13 protein-coding genes are annotated in these 14,396 nt (G+C 69.0%); 8 read left to right on the top strand and 5 right to left on the bottom strand.

Features of this window, described 5'->3' with window-relative positions; genetic code table 11:
* Positions 1-5 precede the first annotated feature (5 nt).
* Positions 6-872, bottom strand: coding sequence for an NAD(P)-dependent oxidoreductase (locus LPC10_RS15565; protein ID WP_231343102.1), 867 nt, complete (start codon positions 870-872; stop codon positions 6-8).
* A gap of 41 nt (positions 873-913) precedes the next feature.
* Positions 914-1,936, bottom strand: a complete 1,023-nt coding sequence (locus tag LPC10_RS15560) for an alpha/beta fold hydrolase (protein ID WP_305080609.1) — start codon at positions 1,934-1,936, stop codon at positions 914-916.
* Positions 1,937-2,202: 266 nt separating this feature from the next.
* Between LPC10_RS15560 and LPC10_RS15555 the strand changes: the two genes are divergently transcribed.
* The gene (locus tag LPC10_RS15555) at positions 2,203-3,525 is read left to right on the top strand and encodes an MFS transporter (RefSeq protein ID WP_370644731.1); all 1,323 of its coding nucleotides are present in this window, start codon (positions 2,203-2,205) and stop codon (positions 3,523-3,525) included.
* A gap of 82 nt (positions 3,526-3,607) precedes the next feature.
* Positions 3,608-4,399, top strand: a complete 792-nt coding sequence (locus LPC10_RS15550) for an SDR family NAD(P)-dependent oxidoreductase (protein WP_231343098.1) — start codon at positions 3,608-3,610, stop codon at positions 4,397-4,399.
* An 88-nt stretch (positions 4,400-4,487) separates the two neighbouring features.
* On the opposite strand, the gene LPC10_RS15545 is transcribed toward LPC10_RS15550, so the two are convergent.
* Positions 4,488-4,820 (bottom strand): SWIB/MDM2 domain-containing protein, encoded by a 333-nt coding sequence (locus LPC10_RS15545; protein ID WP_017486375.1) that lies wholly within the window; start codon positions 4,818-4,820, stop codon positions 4,488-4,490.
* 365 nt (positions 4,821-5,185) lie between these two features.
* Here LPC10_RS15545 and LPC10_RS15540 point away from each other — a divergent pair, with 365 nt between their 5' ends.
* Positions 5,186-5,626, top strand: coding sequence for a PRC-barrel domain-containing protein (locus tag LPC10_RS15540; RefSeq protein ID WP_231343097.1), 441 nt, complete (start codon positions 5,186-5,188; stop codon positions 5,624-5,626).
* 60 nt (positions 5,627-5,686) lie between these two features.
* Here LPC10_RS15540 and LPC10_RS15535 read toward each other — a convergent pair whose 3' ends face one another.
* Positions 5,687-6,061, bottom strand: a complete 375-nt coding sequence (locus LPC10_RS15535; RefSeq protein ID WP_231343096.1) for a hypothetical protein — start codon at positions 6,059-6,061, stop codon at positions 5,687-5,689.
* Positions 6,062-6,452: 391 nt separating this feature from the next.
* On the opposite strand from LPC10_RS15535, the gene LPC10_RS15530 reads away from it, so the two are divergent.
* From LPC10_RS15530 to LPC10_RS15515, 4 genes are all read left to right on the top strand, one after another.
* Positions 6,453-7,103, top strand: coding sequence for a PRC-barrel domain-containing protein (locus LPC10_RS15530; RefSeq protein ID WP_231343095.1), 651 nt, complete (start codon positions 6,453-6,455; stop codon positions 7,101-7,103).
* Positions 7,100-8,461: an MFS transporter gene (locus LPC10_RS15525; protein WP_231343093.1), complete on the top strand. Its 1,362-nt coding sequence runs from the start codon at positions 7,100-7,102 to the stop codon at positions 8,459-8,461. The genes LPC10_RS15530 and LPC10_RS15525 overlap by 4 nt, the downstream gene beginning before the upstream one ends.
* 205 nt (positions 8,462-8,666) lie before the next feature.
* Entirely contained in the window at positions 8,667-10,433 is a 1,767-nt protein-coding gene (locus LPC10_RS15520) for an ABC transporter ATP-binding protein (protein WP_231343091.1), read from the top strand.
* A gap of 140 nt (positions 10,434-10,573) precedes the next feature.
* Positions 10,574-11,614, top strand: coding sequence for a low specificity L-threonine aldolase (locus LPC10_RS15515; protein WP_231343089.1), 1,041 nt, complete (start codon positions 10,574-10,576; stop codon positions 11,612-11,614).
* A 24-nt stretch (positions 11,615-11,638) separates the two neighbouring features.
* Here LPC10_RS15515 and LPC10_RS15510 read toward each other — a convergent pair whose 3' ends face one another.
* On the bottom strand, positions 11,639-11,830 hold the full coding sequence (locus LPC10_RS15510; protein WP_231343087.1) for a hypothetical protein: 192 nt from the start codon (positions 11,828-11,830) through the stop codon (positions 11,639-11,641).
* Between the two features lie 338 nt (positions 11,831-12,168).
* Here LPC10_RS15510 and parE point away from each other — a divergent pair, with 338 nt between their 5' ends.
* Positions 12,169-14,226 (top strand): DNA topoisomerase IV subunit B, encoded by a 2,058-nt coding sequence (gene parE / locus LPC10_RS15505; protein ID WP_231343083.1) that lies wholly within the window; start codon positions 12,169-12,171, stop codon positions 14,224-14,226.
* The last annotated feature ends 170 nt before the right edge of the window (positions 14,227-14,396 follow it).

Raw genomic sequence — 14,396 nt, 5'->3', positions numbered from 1 at the left:
CGCGGCTACCGCCCGCTGCGCCGGGCGGCCACCGTGGCGAGGCCGGCGAAGTCCTTGTCGCCGTCGCCGTGGGCGATGGCGTCGAGGAGGTTGTCGCGCAGCACGCTGGCGAACGGCATCGGCACGTTGACCGCCTCACCCGCGGCCAGCGCGAGGCGGACATCCTTGAGGCCGAGTCGGATGGTGAAGCCCGGCGGCTCGTAGCGGCCCGCCATGATCATCGCGCCGTAATTCTTGTAGACCGGTGAGGCGAACAGGGTGCTGGTGAGCATCTCCAGCACGTCGGCTCCGGCGATGCCGTGCCCTTCCGCGAAGGCGGCCGCCTCCCCCATCGCCTCGATGGCCGACACCAGCATGAAATTGCCCGCGAGCTTGACGGCGTTCGCCCGCTCCGGCTCCGCGCCGAAGCGCCAGGTCTTGCTGCCCATGGCATCGAACAGCGGCTGCACCCGTGCGATCGCCGCGTCATCGCCGGCGGCGATGATGTTGAGCGCACCGTTCGAGGCCGCATCCGGCCGGCCGAAGACCGGGGCGGAGACATAAGGCACGCCCGCGCGACCGTGGACCGCCGCCAGCTCCTTGGCGAGCGCCACCGAGATCGTGGACATGCCGACATGGACGCCCGGACGCCCGCCGGAATCGAGCAACCCGCCCTCGACGATCACCGAGCGCAGGGCCGCGTCGTCGGCGAGCATGGTGATGGCCGCGTCCCCGGAGAAAGCCTCGGCGGCGCTGGCGACGGGCTCGGCGCCCTCGACCGCCTTCGCTGCCTCCGGCGAGCGGTTCCACACGCGCACCCGGTGCCCCGCAGCGACGAGCCGCGCCGCCATCGCCCGGCCCATGCGGCCGAGCCCGATGAAACCGACGTCCATGGGTCAACTCCGGATTGCTGCCCCGTCCCCTTAAGGGGGACTCAGTGCGTGTTGAGGAATTCCAGCGTCAGCGTGTTGAACATCTCGGTCGCCTCCATGTGGACGAGGTGGCCGACATTGTTGATCACCTCCGCCTTGCCGTTCGGCATCCGGTTGGCGAGGGCACGGGCGTGGCCCGTGTTGTCGCCCATGCCGGAGCGCATCTCCGCCGGGGCGAAGCCCTTGCCGGGGGCGTTGTGGTCGTTGGCACCCATGATGAACAGGGTCGGCGCCTTCACGAGCGGGATCTCGTGGACGACCGGCTGGCCCCAGATCATCTGGTAGGAGTTCACGAAGGACCGGAGCCAGCGCGGATACTCGCCCGAGCCCTTCACGCGCTCGCGGATCGACACGAAGGGCTCGATCGCCGAGGCGGGGATCGAGAGCGCGTAGCTCGTCATCAACTGCTTGCGGTAGGCGTCGGCGCTGAGATCGCCCTCGCGCGCCATGAGCGTCTCGTCGGAGACCGGCGGGACGGCGTAGCGGTAATCCTCCAGCCCGATCGGGGCTTCCAGCACCAGGCTGTTGACCCGCTGCGGGTAGCTGCGCGCCAGCCGCACCGCGAGCATGCCGCCCATGGAATGGGCGACCACATCGAAGCGCGGAATCTTCAGACTGTCGGCGAGCGCGATCGTGTCGGCGGCCATCCGGTCGAAGGTGAAGGCGCCGACCGGCTTCGAGGATTTGCCGAAGCCGAGCTGATCGGGGACCACCACGCGGTAGCCGGCATTCGAGAGGGCGCGGATCACCGGGTCCCAGTAGCTCGAAGGAAAGTTGCGCCCGTGCAGCAGCAGCACCGTGCGGCCATTCGCGTTCTCGGCGGCCGGCACATCCATGTAGGCGAGGCGCTGCGCCTCGCCATCGCGCATCAGCGGCAGGAAGCGCACCGGGAAGGGATAGGTGAAGCCTTCGAGGCCGATGCCGAGCGGCGTCTGCTCCTGGGCCCAGGCAACCGCCGGTGACAGGGCCGGCAGGGGAGCGAGGCAGAGCGCGAGGCAGGAGGCAAGGAGCGGATAGGCACGCATGGACGCTTCGTCTCCGGTGGCCGGCTGTCGAGAAAAGACGATACAGAGACACAGAACCTGAGCGCCGCGTCCAGGGCTCGGTCCGCCCGAGGACGGCGCGCTCGGCGTGAACTCTGTCCCGGCGGCACGCACGTTCCGAAGCGCGGCGCATCGTCCGGTGAGGGACAGATAGGGCGGATCGGCCGCCTGCAAGCTCCGGATGGTGAACGGTGACGGCACGGAAGTCAGGAGAGGCCGGCGGCGACGGGCTGCCGCTGCGGGACCGGATGCTGGCGCTCTCCGCCATGGCGCTCGCCATCGCGATGGCGGTGCTCGATGGCGCGATCGTCAACGTCGCCCTGCCGGTGATCGCCCGCGACCTCGACGTGCTGGCCTCCGACGCGATCTTCATCGTCAGCGCCTACCAGATCGCCGTCACCGCCGCCCTCCTGCCCCTGGCGACGCTCGGCGAGATCTGGGGCTATCGCCGGGTCTATCTGAGCGGTCTGGCCGTCTTCACCGCCGCCTCGCTCGCCTGCGCCTTCGCGCCCGGCCTCGCGAGCCTCACCGCCGCGCGGGTGGCGCAGGGGCTCGGCGCGGCCGGGATCATGAGCGTCAACATCGCGCTCGTGCGCTTCATCTACCCGCATCGGCTGATCGGGCGCGGGGTCGGCAACGTGGCGCTCATCGTCGCGGTGGCCGCCGCCGCCGGGCCGACGGTCGCCGCCGCGATTCTCTCGGTGGCGACCTGGCCCTGGCTGTTCCTCGTCAACCTGCCGGTCGGGCTCGTCGCGCTCGCCGTCGGGGTCCGCACCCTGCCGCACACGCCCCGCTCCGCCCGCCGCTTCGATCTCAGGAGCGCGGGCCTCAACGCCCTCACCATCGGCCTGCTGATCGTCGGCCTCGACGGCCTCGCCGATCCGGGCACGCGCGGGCTCGCCGTGGCGGCGATGGGGGCGTCGCTCGCGGTCGGCGTCGTCTTCGTGCGCAGCCAAATCCGGCTGGCGGCGCCGCTGCTTCCCCTCGACCTGCTGCGGATCCCGGCCTTCGCCCTGTCGATGGTGGCCTCGGTCTGCTCGTTTGCGGCGCAGATGATCGCCTACGTCGCCCTACCCTTCTACTTCCACGACGGGCTGGGCTTCTCGGAGACCCGCACCGGCTTCCTGATGACTCCCTGGCCGCTCGCCATCGCGGCGATGTCACCCTTCGCCGGCCGGCTCGCCGACCGCTTCCCGCCGGGCCTGCTCGGCAGTCTCGGCCTCGTCCTGCTGGCGGCCGGCATGGCCTCTCTCGCGCTCCTGCCGGAGACGCCCTCGACGCTCGACGTGGTCTGGCGTCTGACCCTCTCCGGCATCGGCTTCGGGCTGTTTCAGTCGCCCAACAACAAGGTCATCATCACCAGCGCCCCGCGGGAGCGCAGCGGCGGCGCCAGCGGCATGCAGGCGAGCGCCCGGCTTGTGGGCCAATCGGTCGGAGCGGCGTTGGTCGCCGTGCTGTTCAGCGTGATCCCTGGCGGGCCGGTGGGCGCCTTCGCCGTCACCCTCTGGTGCGCTGTCGCCCTGGCGCTCACCGGCGCCGTCGCGAGCGGCCTACGACGGACGGGACCGTGACCCGCGACCGCTGATCAGCACCAACCTCCCGCTCATGCGTTGTCGCGTCGACAACGATGATCGCGGCGAGCGGAGGCGGCTGATGGACATCGACCTGAAGGGGCGCAGCGCCCTCGTCACCGGTTCGACCGGCGGCATCGGCTACGCCGTCGCGCGCGAACTCGGCCGGCTCGGCGCCTATGTCGCCGTCAACGGCCGCACCGCCGAGCGGGTGGACGCGGCGATCGTGCGCCTGCGCGGTGAGGTGCCCGGCGGTGAGTTCATCGCCGGCATCGGCGATGTCGGCACCGAGGAGGGCGCGGCCGAACTCGTCGCCGCCCTGCCGCGGGTCGATATCCTCGTCAACAATGCCGGCATCTTCGAGCCGAAGCCGTTCTTCGAGATTGCCGACGCCGAGTGGCGCCGCTTCTTCGAGGTCAACGTGATGAGCGGCATCCGCCTCGCGCGCGCCTACGGACCCGGCATGGTCGAGCGCGGCTGGAGCCGGATCGTCTTCATTGCCAGCGAGTCGGGCGTCAACATCCCGCCGGAGATGGTCCATTACGGCATGACGAAGACGGCCCAGCTCGCGGTCTCCCGCGGTCTGGCCGAGACCGTCGGCGGCAGCGGCGTCACCGTCAATAGCGTCCTGCCCGGCCCGACCATGACCGAGGGCGTAGTCGATTTCCTGGAATCGATGGGCGCGGGCGAAGGCGACCTGGAGGCCAAGGGCCGCGCCTTCATCGCCGAGAACCGACCGACGTCGCTCCTGAAGCGCCTCGCGCGGCCGGAGGAAGTGGCCAATATGGTGGCCTATCTCTGCACACCCGCCGCGAGCGCCACCACGGGGGCGGCACTTCGAGTCGATGGCGGCGTGCTGCGCGGCATCGCCTGAGATCCGCCGCACCCGAACCCGCCGGACGTACGGACCGGCCTGACCGGTTCCGTACTCCGAGGGACGGTCCGCGAACGGCTCTGTTCGATCAGGACTTCAGGTGCGCGGCGAGATGCTTGTTCATCTCGAACATCGAGCACTTGTCCTTGCCGAAGATCTTCTTGAGCTTGTCGTCGGCGACGATCTCGCGCTTGTTCTCCGGGTTCTGGAGGTTGTGCTTCTTGATGTGCTCCCACACCTTGCTGACGACCTCGCCGCGCGGCAGGGGCTTGTCGCCGACGATGGCGGCGAGTTCGGGAGACGGCTTCAGGGGCTGCTGAAGTGCGTTGGGCTTGGTGCCGGAGGCAGCCTTGGTAGCAGTCTCCTTTTTCGGGGCACTCTTGGGCGCAGCCGCCTTCTTCTCCGTCGTCTTGGTAGCCATGGTTTCCCTCCGTCCTGCGGACCGGCAGATTCGTGCCACGAGCCCAAGGGGGTCCCCGAGAGGCATGGGGGCACTGAGGAGCAACAACTAAGCGGTGCCGCGCCCGTTCCAAGTGGAGAACGGCACCGCTGTGCCGTCCATCCACAGATCAGCGGACCTTTTCGCAACGCAATCCGCTGCCCGAGGGATTTTTTGCACCGTCGTTCACACCGACCGGCCCGATCCGGCGGGCGAAAGCCGGGCCCGCGCCGCCTCCGCCCGAATGGAGGGGGAACCGCGCCCGCCGCGCCGCATTCAAGCAACACCCCGGCTCACGGCCCCGTCAGAGGCCGGTCGGGGACGGTCTGGACAATTCGGAGACTTGGATGCCGACGGATCTGCCCGAAGAGCGGGCCTATCGAAAGCCGGGGACGCTCGAACTGGACCCGACCTCCGGTGAGGGCGTGGCGACCGACGAGACGCCCCGTCTGATCGCCTCGGACAAGGTCGAGGGCACGCCGGTCTACGACGGGACCGGCCGCCACCTCGGCAGTGTTCACAATTTCATGGTCGACAAGGTCTCGGGACAGGTCGCCTACGCCGTGCTGTCCTTCGGCGGATTTCTCGGCTTCGGCGAGGCCTACCATCCGCTGCCGTGGAACGCGCTGACCTACTCGGTCGAACTCGGTGGATACGTGGTCGATATCGACCCCGCCGATCTCGAAGGCGCACCGACGCAGGGCCCCGGCGAGGACCCGTTCTCCGATCCGCGCTTCGGCGGGCGCCTCGACGACCACTGGGGCGGCCGGAAGGCGCCGACGGCCTGAGCCGTCGGAGCCGAGCCGGATTTGCGGCGCCGCCCTGATGCGATCAGGTCGGGCAGGGTCTCAGAACTTGCCGCCGAGGCCCACGCTTCCGCTCGAGCCCATCTGTGGGGCGAGGCCGCCGGAACTGGTCCGCGTCGTCGGCTCGCCGTCGATCTCCTCGCGGCGGATCCGGCGCGGGCCTTCCTCGGCGGTGCGGGTCTGACCGCGAATGGTCTTCGGCAGCTCCAGGGGGCGAGTCGGCGCTGCGGCGAGGGGGCGGCCCTCGTCGTCGACCTGGGCGCTGCGCAGGGGGCGGCCGGGCAGCGTGCCGCGAGCGGAGGGCGGGGGGCCGAGATCGGTTTCCGGCATGACGCCGCCACCGCCGCCCAGGGCCTGGCAGCCGCCGAGGCTCGCCGCAAGAAGCGCCGCGGCGCACAGTCTCGACGGGTGTAACATGGTTGTCTCGTCCTCGTATCGGCCGCCCCGGACCGCAGACTCGGTGGGCTCTGACTCGGACGAAGCCCAACCGAGACCGTGGCCAGGGGCCGGCAACCTTGAGATTTCCTGCATCCGTCTAAGGCAGGGTTCGGGCGAAAACCAGACGGGGGTTGCGGATGCCTGACCGGTTACGGTGGACTGGCATCGCGCTTGTGCAAATCCGGCCGTTCGCAGAGGGGTCTCGAGCGCGATACGGTCGAAGCGGCCGGCCCGCTCGGCCGGGTCATCCACAACTTCGCCGTGGTTGGCGGGCATGGACGATGCGTCCGCCCGCCCCATACCGTCCGGTGAGCGGCCGGCTCGTTGCAGCCGCCATGCGGATTCTTCCAGACTGTCGAGGGGTATAGGAGTGCGCAGACTGATCCGGCCGATCGCGACACCGGCGATCGTCCTCCTCGCCACGGCGGCCATGGCCGCGGACGGCTCGACGGGCGCCCCGGGCGAGGCGTCGCCGCCCGCCGCATCCGCCCCGCCTCCCGCGGCGGCGCCCGTCGTGCCACCGGCCCCGCCCGCCAACGGTGGCGCCGCGCCGTCGCAGGGCGGCGGCACCCCGGCGGTGGTGCTCGACACCCAGGATTACGAGAGCCTGCTCGGCAAGAGTGTGCGTGCCATGAACGGCGATGACCTCGGCCGGATCATCGACATCATTATCGACCGCGACGGCCGCCCCCGCGCCGCGGTGATCGATTTCGGCGGCTTCCTCGGCGTCGGTTCGCGCAAGATCGCGGTGGATTGGCGGGTCCTGAAGTTCACCACCGAGGGCAAGGTCGGCCGCCTCACGCTCCAGCTCAACCGCAATCAGGTCCGGGTCTCGCCCGAATACAAGGCCGGCGAGCCCATCGTCGTACTCGGCGCCACCAGTCCGGGCGCGGCGATCCCCGGTGCCGCTATCCCGCCGGAAGGCGACGCCGCTGCTGCCGAGAAGGCCGCTGCCGAGAAGCCCGTGGTGCCGTCGGACAAGGCCTCTGACCGGCCGCAGGAGAAGACGCCGGATCGATGACGGCATTCCCGGTGACGGAACGGCGCGCGTATCCGGCGCGCGAGCGCGACACGCATCGCAGCGACCTGCGTGAGCGGGGCGGTTCCCGCCCGGGCCGCCGCGCGGGCCGCGCGAGCGAGCCGGCGTCTGCCCCCGCCGAGCCGTCGCGCCGCGCCACCTACGGCCTCGACGCGTTCACGTTCTTCATCGCCAACCTGCAGACCGGGTTCGGGCCGTTCCTCGCCGTCTACTTCACCCAGCAGAAGTGGACGCAGTCGGATATCGGGCTCGCGCTCACCGTCGGCAGCCTCGTGAGCCTACTCGGGCAGATGCCCGGCGGCGCCTTTGTCGATGCCTCCCGCTCGAAGCGGTTCGCTGCCGGCTTCTCGGCCTTCTGGGTCGGGGCGAGCGCGGTGATGCTTGCCGCGCTACCCACCTATCTCGTCGTGATGCTCGCCATGGCGATCCACTCGGCGGCGAGCTGCGTGCTGACGCCGGCGATCGCCGCCATCTCCATCGGCCTCGTCGGCCATGCAAGGGCGGGAGAGCGCCTGGGGCGCAATGCGAGCTTCTCGGCCATCGGCAATGCGCTCGGCGCCGCCGGAATGGGCGCGATCGGCTATTACCTCTCGAACAACGCGGTGTTCTATCTCGCCGGCCTGCTTGTGATTCCGGCGCTGGTCTCGCTCTCGTTCATCCCGTCCGCCCGCGCCACGGAGGCGGACAAGCCGCGGACGGCCTTGCGCGAACCGGAAGTGCGCGAGGCCGGCGGGATCGCGGTGCTCCTGAAGAACCGGGCGCTCCTGTGCTTTGCCGCCTGCATGGTGCTGTTCTTCCTCGCCAACGCGGCGATGCTCCCCCTCGTCGGCAGCGTCATGACACTGCGCGCCAGCGAGACCGCCACGGCCTTGGTCGCCGCCTGCATCATGGTCCCGCAGGCGGTGCTCGCCCTCACCGCTCCCTTCGTCGGCCGCCTCGCCCAGAGCTGGGGGCGCAAGCCGCTCCTCGTGATCGGCTTCGCGGCCTTGCCCGTGCGCGGCCTGCTCTTCGCCTTCGTCAGCGATCCCTACTGGATGGTCGCCATCCAGGTCTTCGATGGCATTTCGGCCTCCGTTCTCGGCGTCATGGTTCCGCTGATCGTCTCCGACGTCACCCGCGGCACCGGTCGCTTCAACACCGCACTCGGCGCGGTCGGCACCGGCATGGGCATCGGCGCGGCGCTCTCCACAGCGCTCGCTGGCTTCATGGCCGACGAACTCGGCAGCCAGACGGCCTTCATGGGTCTCGCCGTCGTCGGCGCCGTCGGATTGGTGCTCGTGCTGTTGATCATGCCCGAGACGCGGCGCCGGGACGGGGACGAGGCGGGCGAGCCGTCTTGACCTGCGGCGGCCGACGCGGTTGGAATCGTTTGCGCGCCGCACAACTGCTCAAGTTCGGTTCAGCTTCGTTCCGCTATCAGGCGGAAAGCTGCGCGCGCTTGAAACATAAGGCGACGCTTCGCGTTGCGGTTAAAGGGCGGTGCGTGCGCCCTCCAGCCACACTCGGCGCCCAGCGGGTCTGATCGAATCGGGACTGACGATCGCGATGGAAGATCTCTGCCAATACGCCAACAGACCGGGGGCCTTTGTCGGGCGCTATCTCAAGCGCCGGATCATACCGCACCTCGTGATTCTGTTCTCCGTGCTCGGCGCCGTGACCTTCTCGGTCTCGACCGATTACGCGCTCAAGGGCGTGGTCGATGCCCTCGGCAAGGGGCCGAGTGCCGGTCAGGTCTGGTCGGCGCTCGCGCTGCTGATCGCCTTCATCGCCGCCGACAACATGCTCTGGCGCGTGGCGGCGCTGGTCGGCGCCTTCACTTTCGTCGGCGTCACCGGCGACATCCGCCGCGACCTCTTCCGCCACATGACGGGCCACGCGCCCTCGTTCTTCGCAGACCGGCAGCCGGGCACGCTGGCCTCGCGCATCACCGCGACCTCGAACGCGATCTTCACCGTCGAGAACATGTTCACGTTCAACGTGATGCCGCCCTGCGTGGCGGCCGTGCTCTCGATCATCTACATCGGCACCGTGAACATGACGATGGCGCTCGTGCTCGCCGGCATCTTCGCCGCGGTCGTGCTCCTGATGTTCAAGATGGCCTCGGCCGGCAAGCCGCTGCACCACGATTTCGCGGCGAAAGCCGCCAGCGTCGACGGCGAGATGGTCGATCTCGTCGGCAACATGCCGCTGGTGCGCGCCTTCTCCGCCTTCAACCGCGAATTCGTGCGCTTCGACGGCACCATCGGCACCGAGATGCGGGCGCGCCGCTCCTCGCTGCTCTACCTCGAGAAGCTGCGCATCACCCACGCCATCCTCACCGTGCTCTCGATCCTCGGCCTGCTCTACTGGTCGATCAAGATGTGGGAGGCGGGGCAGGCTACGACCGGTCAGGTGGTTCTGGTCTGCACGCTGGGCATCCGCATCCTCGCCGCGACTCGCGACCTCGCCGTGGCGCTCGTGGACGCGACCCAGCACACCGCCCGCCTCTCCGAGGCGTTGCACACCCTGCTGCAGCCGCACGAGCTGGTCGATCACCCGGAGGCCGAGACCCTTGTCGGCCAGACCGGCGCGGAGATGCATTTCGACCACGTCGCCTTCAGCTACCCCGACGGGCGCACCGTGTTCTCCGATTTCGACCTGCTGATCCCGCCGGGTCAGACCGTCGGGCTCGTCGGCAAGTCGGGCGGCGGCAAGTCGACCCTGTTCTCGCTGATCCAGCGCTTCTACGAGGTGCAGGGCGGGCGCATCCTCATCAACGGGCAGGACATCAACCGCGTCACGCAGGAGAGCCTGCGCGAGGCGATCACGGTGGTGCCGCAGGACGTGTCGATGTTCCACCGCTCCTTGCGTGAGAACATCCGCTACGGCCGGCCGGATGCCACCGACGAGGAGGTGTGGCAGGCGGCCGAGGCCGCCCACTGCACCGACTTCATCCAGGCCCTGCCGGAAGGCTTCGACACGATCGTCGGCGATCGCGGCGTGAAGCTTTCGGGCGGCCAGCGCCAGCGCATCGCGATTGCCCGCGCGATCCTGAAGGATTCGCCGATCCTACTCCTCGACGAGGCCACCTCGGCGCTCGACGCCGAGTCCGAGGAGGCGATCCGCGCCGCGCTCGCTAATTTGATGAAGGGTCGCACCGTCATCGCCATCGCCCACCGCCTGTCGACGCTGAAGGATTTTGACCGGATCGTCGTGCTGGAAGGCGGCAAGATCATCCAGGACGGCTCGCCGGAGAAGCTCACCCACCTCGACGGCTTCTATCGCGAGCTGATGAAGAAGGAATCGATGTCGATGGCGCTGGCCGCGGCCTGACGCACCGGGGCATCCCGTTCGCTGGATCGGCGGGACGGGGTGCCAACATCGATCGGCGAGCACACAATCCTATCGTGAGGCCGGGCGGTGCGTTCACTGTCCGGCCTTTCGCTTTTCACGCAACAGAGCCGGAGCCCGCCGTGGCCGAGCAGCAATTCGCCAGCGACAACTATGCCGGGATCTGTCCCGAGGCATGGGACGCGATGCATGCGGCCAATGCCGGCCACGCGCCGGCTTACGGCGCCGATTCCTGGACGCAGGCAGCCGCCGACGGGTTTCGCCAGTTGTTCGAGACCGATTGCGAGGTCTTCTTCGTCTTCAACGGCACGGCGGCGAACTCGCTCGCCCTGGCCTCGCTCTGCCAATCCTATCACAGCGTGATCTGCGCCGACTCGGCCCATATCGAGACCGACGAGTGCGGCGCGCCGGAATTCTTCTCCAACGGCTCGAAGCTGCTGACCGCCGCGACCGAGGACGGCAAGCTGACGCCCGATCTCGTGCGGACGATCGCGGGCAAGCGCAGCGACATCCATTTCCCGAAGCCGAGGGCGGTGACGCTGACCCAGGCGACCGAGACCGGGCGGGTCTACACCGCGGACGAGATCGCCGCGGTCGCCGAGGTCTGCCGCGCCGCGGGCCTGCGCCTTCACATGGACGGTGCCCGCTTCGCCAATGCCTGCGCCTCGCTCGATGCGAGCCCGGCCGCGCTGACCTGGAAGGCCGGCGTCGACGTGCTCTGCTTCGGCGGGACCAAGAACGGCATGGCGGTGGGCGAGGCCGTGATCTTCTTCGATCGCGGGTTCGCGGAGGATTTCGATTATCGCTGCAAGCAGGCGGGCCAGCTCGCCTCCAAGATGCGCTACCTCTCGGCGCCCTGGGTCGGCATGCTGGAGAGCGGCGCGTGGCTAGACAATGCCCGCCACGCCAACGACTGCGCCCGGCGCCTCGTGCGCGGGATTGCCGATGTGCCGGGCATCACGCTCGCGGCGCCGGTGGAGGCCAACGGCGTATTCCTGAACCTACCCGCAGCAGTGCAGGAGGGGCTGCGCGCCCGCGGCTGGCAGTTCTACGGTTTCATCGGCGGGGCATCCCGCTTCATGTTCGCCTGGGATTCGGACCCGGCGCGGGTCGACGCGCTGGCGCGCGACATCCGTCTCTGCGCAATGCCCGCGGCGGCGTGATCGCGGCTTCGCGGGAGAAGCCGATCAGACGAGATAGGTGATGGTGGCCGCCAGAGCCGTCGCAACCGTGGCGATGGCAAAGCCCGACGATGAGAGCAGAAGCGTCAAGCGGGCAGTCGCCGGCTCGGACTCATCGGAATAGCCGAACGCTTGGCCTGCCGCCTGTTCCAGGCGCATGAGGGAGAGGTGACGCGCTTGGGCGGTGGCGGGGGTCATCGGCGTGGCTCCCTTACGGTCAAGCTGACCTTGCTGAGTTAACGTCCGGAAACCATTCTCTGTTCCCGCAGGCATCCTGGGCCGCGCTCCTCAACGTCTTGCTGCAGGTTCGCTGCCCGCCGCAGGCTTCGTGAGACCGTCTTAACCATCCACCCGCATCACTGAGATGACAGCGTGCGGACCGGATCGCGACGGTCGGACTTCGAACACGGCCGGTCCCTGTGATACTGCGACCGGCGGAAGCGGACGGGAGGCTTTTTGTTTCCTGTTTGTTCCTATACAACGAGGTTATGAAGAGCCATGCAGCCCGTCTCCGACCCGTTTCGAGGAGCCGTCGCGTGAGCGATCCGGCGCGCGACCTGTTCGGGCCGGGGAGCAAGCCGCCCGCCGCGGAGGCCGAGCGCCGCCGTCGCCTCACCCCCGTGGCACCGCAGCCGGCCCCCGTGCCGGAAACGGTGGAGGCCGGTTACGACGCCTCGGCGATCGAGGTGCTGGAGGGGCTGGAGCCGGTGCGGCGCCGGCCGGGCATGTATATCGGCGGCACCGACGAGCGGGCGCTGCACCACCTCTTCGCCGAGGTGATCGACAACTCCATGGACGAGGCGGTCGCGGGCCATGCAAGCTTCATCGAGGTGGAGCTGGAGGAGAGTGGCGCCCTTGTCGTCACCGATAACGGCCGCGGCATTCCCGTCGATCCCCATCCGAAATTTCCGGGAAAATCCGCGCTCGAAGTCATCATGACCACGCTGCACGCGGGCGGAAAATTCGACTCGAAGGTCTACGAGACGTCCGGCGGCTTGCACGGCGTCGGCATCTCGGTCGTCAACGCGCTCTCGGACGTGCTGGAGGTCGAGGTCGCCCGCAACCAGACCCTCTACCGTCAGACCTTTTCCCGCGGCCACGCGCAGGGCGGGCTGGAAACGGTCGGCCGGGTGCAGAACCGGCGCGGCACACGGGTGCGCTTCCACCCCGACGCGCAGATCTTCGGCTCGCTGAAGTTCGACCCGCGCCGCCTGTTCAAGATGGCCCGTTCCAAGGCCTATCTGTTCGGCGGCGTCGAGATCCGCTGGCGCTGTGCTCCGGCCCTGCTCGAAGGGCTCGACGACGTGCCGGCCGAGGCCGTGCACCGCTTTCCCGGCGGTTTGTCGGACTATCTCGCCCGCGACATCGAGGGGAAGGAGCTCGTTCTCGATTCCATCTTCTCCGGCAAGGTGACCAAGCCCGGCTCGCACGGCTCGCTCGAATGGGCGGTGGCCTGGACCGTGGCGGATGACGGCGTCTCGCATTCCTACTGCAATACGATCCCGACGCCGGAAGGCGGCACCCATGAATCCGGCCTGCGCGTCGCGCTGCTGCGGGCGCTACGCGAACACGCCGAGCGCGTGAACCAGGCCAAGCGCATGACGTCGGTGACCACCGACGACGTGATGGCGACCTGCGCCTCGATGCTCTCGGTCTTCATCCGCGAGCCCGAGTTCCAGGGCCAGACCAAGGACAAGCTCGCGACCGTCGAGGCCTCCCGCATCGTCGAGACGGCGGTGCGCGACGCCTTCGACCACTGGCTTGCCGCCTCGCCGGCACAGGCCAACAAACTGCTCGACTGGGTGATCGACCGGGCCGAGGAGCGCCTGCGCCGCCGCCAGGAGAAGGAGGTCGCCCGCAAGAGCGCGACGCGCAAGCTCCGCCTGCCCGGCAAGCTCGCCGATTGCTCGGCTGCCGGCACCGCGGGCTCCGAAATCTTCATCGTCGAGGGCGACTCGGCCGGCGGCTCGGCCAAGCAGGCGCGCGACCGCGCCACCCAGGCCGTGCTGCCGCTGCGGGGCAAGATCCTGAACGTGGCCTCAGCCAGCCGGGACAAGCTCGGCGCCAACCAGCTCATCTCGGACCTGACGCTGGCCCTCGGCTGCGGCACCGGCGCCAATTTCCGCGAGGGGGACCTTCGCTACGACAAGGTCATCATCATGACCGACGCGGACGTGGACGGTGCCCACATCGCCTCGCTGCTGATCACCTTCTTCTACCGGCAGATGCCGAAGCTGATCGACAAGGGCCATCTCTACCTGGCGATCCCTCCGCTCTACCGGATCAGCCAGGGCGCGAAGTCGGCCTATGCCCGCGACGACGCGGACAAGGAGCGGATCATCAAGACCGTGTTCAAGAACGGCAAGGTCGAGATCGGCCGCTTCAAGGGCCTCGGCGAGATGATGCCGGCGCAGCTCAAGGAGACGACGATGGACCCGCGCAAGCGCACACTGCTGCGCGTCGCGGTCCTCGACGAGGCGCGGGAATCCACCGGCGACACGGTGGAACGCCTGATGGGCAACAAGCCCGAGGCGCGCTTCGCGTTCATTACGGAGCGGGCGGCGTTCGCGGACGGGGCGGAGCTGGATATTTGAGGCGCTTCGGTATCACGGCGGGCAGTAGGGCCTGCCGTGATCTTTGCGCGGGGCCTTCCGGTTCTCATCGGCATGGTGCCGACCCGGCGCGAAACGCCCGTCTGATCAGCCCGGCGCGTCCGAGCCCATGCGTACAGGGACGATGCGTTGAAACATCCGGGGCTCGGATC

The sequence above is a fragment of the Methylorubrum sp. B1-46 genome (genome assembly GCF_021117295.1).
Lineage (GTDB): Bacteria > Pseudomonadota > Alphaproteobacteria > Rhizobiales > Beijerinckiaceae > Methylobacterium.
This window is presented reverse-complemented; position numbering and strand designations above follow the sequence as displayed.

What these genes read in the sequence shown, in the direction of transcription:
- LPC10_RS15520 (WP_231343091.1), top strand. Translation starts at nt 8,667, where the DNA reads ATGGAAGATCTCTGCCAATACGCCAACAGACCGGGGGCCTTTGTCGGG.
- LPC10_RS15560 (WP_305080609.1), bottom strand. Translation starts at nt 1,936, where the DNA reads ATGCGTGCCTATCCGCTCCTTGCCTCCTGCCTCGCGCTCTGCCTCGCT.
- LPC10_RS15510 (WP_231343087.1), bottom strand. Translation starts at nt 11,830, where the DNA reads ATGACCCCCGCCACCGCCCAAGCGCGTCACCTCTCCCTCATGCGCCTG.
- LPC10_RS15525 (WP_231343093.1), top strand. Translation starts at nt 7,100, where the DNA reads ATGACGGCATTCCCGGTGACGGAACGGCGCGCGTATCCGGCGCGCGAG.
- LPC10_RS15535 (WP_231343096.1), bottom strand. Translation starts at nt 6,061, where the DNA reads ATGTTACACCCGTCGAGACTGTGCGCCGCGGCGCTTCTTGCGGCGAGC.
- LPC10_RS15555 (WP_370644731.1), top strand. Translation starts at nt 2,203, where the DNA reads ATGCTGGCGCTCTCCGCCATGGCGCTCGCCATCGCGATGGCGGTGCTC.
- LPC10_RS15550 (WP_231343098.1), top strand. Translation starts at nt 3,608, where the DNA reads ATGGACATCGACCTGAAGGGGCGCAGCGCCCTCGTCACCGGTTCGACC.
- LPC10_RS15565 (WP_231343102.1), bottom strand. Translation starts at nt 872, where the DNA reads ATGGACGTCGGTTTCATCGGGCTCGGCCGCATGGGCCGGGCGATGGCG.
- LPC10_RS15545 (WP_017486375.1), bottom strand. Translation starts at nt 4,820, where the DNA reads ATGGCTACCAAGACGACGGAGAAGAAGGCGGCTGCGCCCAAGAGTGCC.
- LPC10_RS15540 (WP_231343097.1), top strand. Translation starts at nt 5,186, where the DNA reads ATGCCGACGGATCTGCCCGAAGAGCGGGCCTATCGAAAGCCGGGGACG.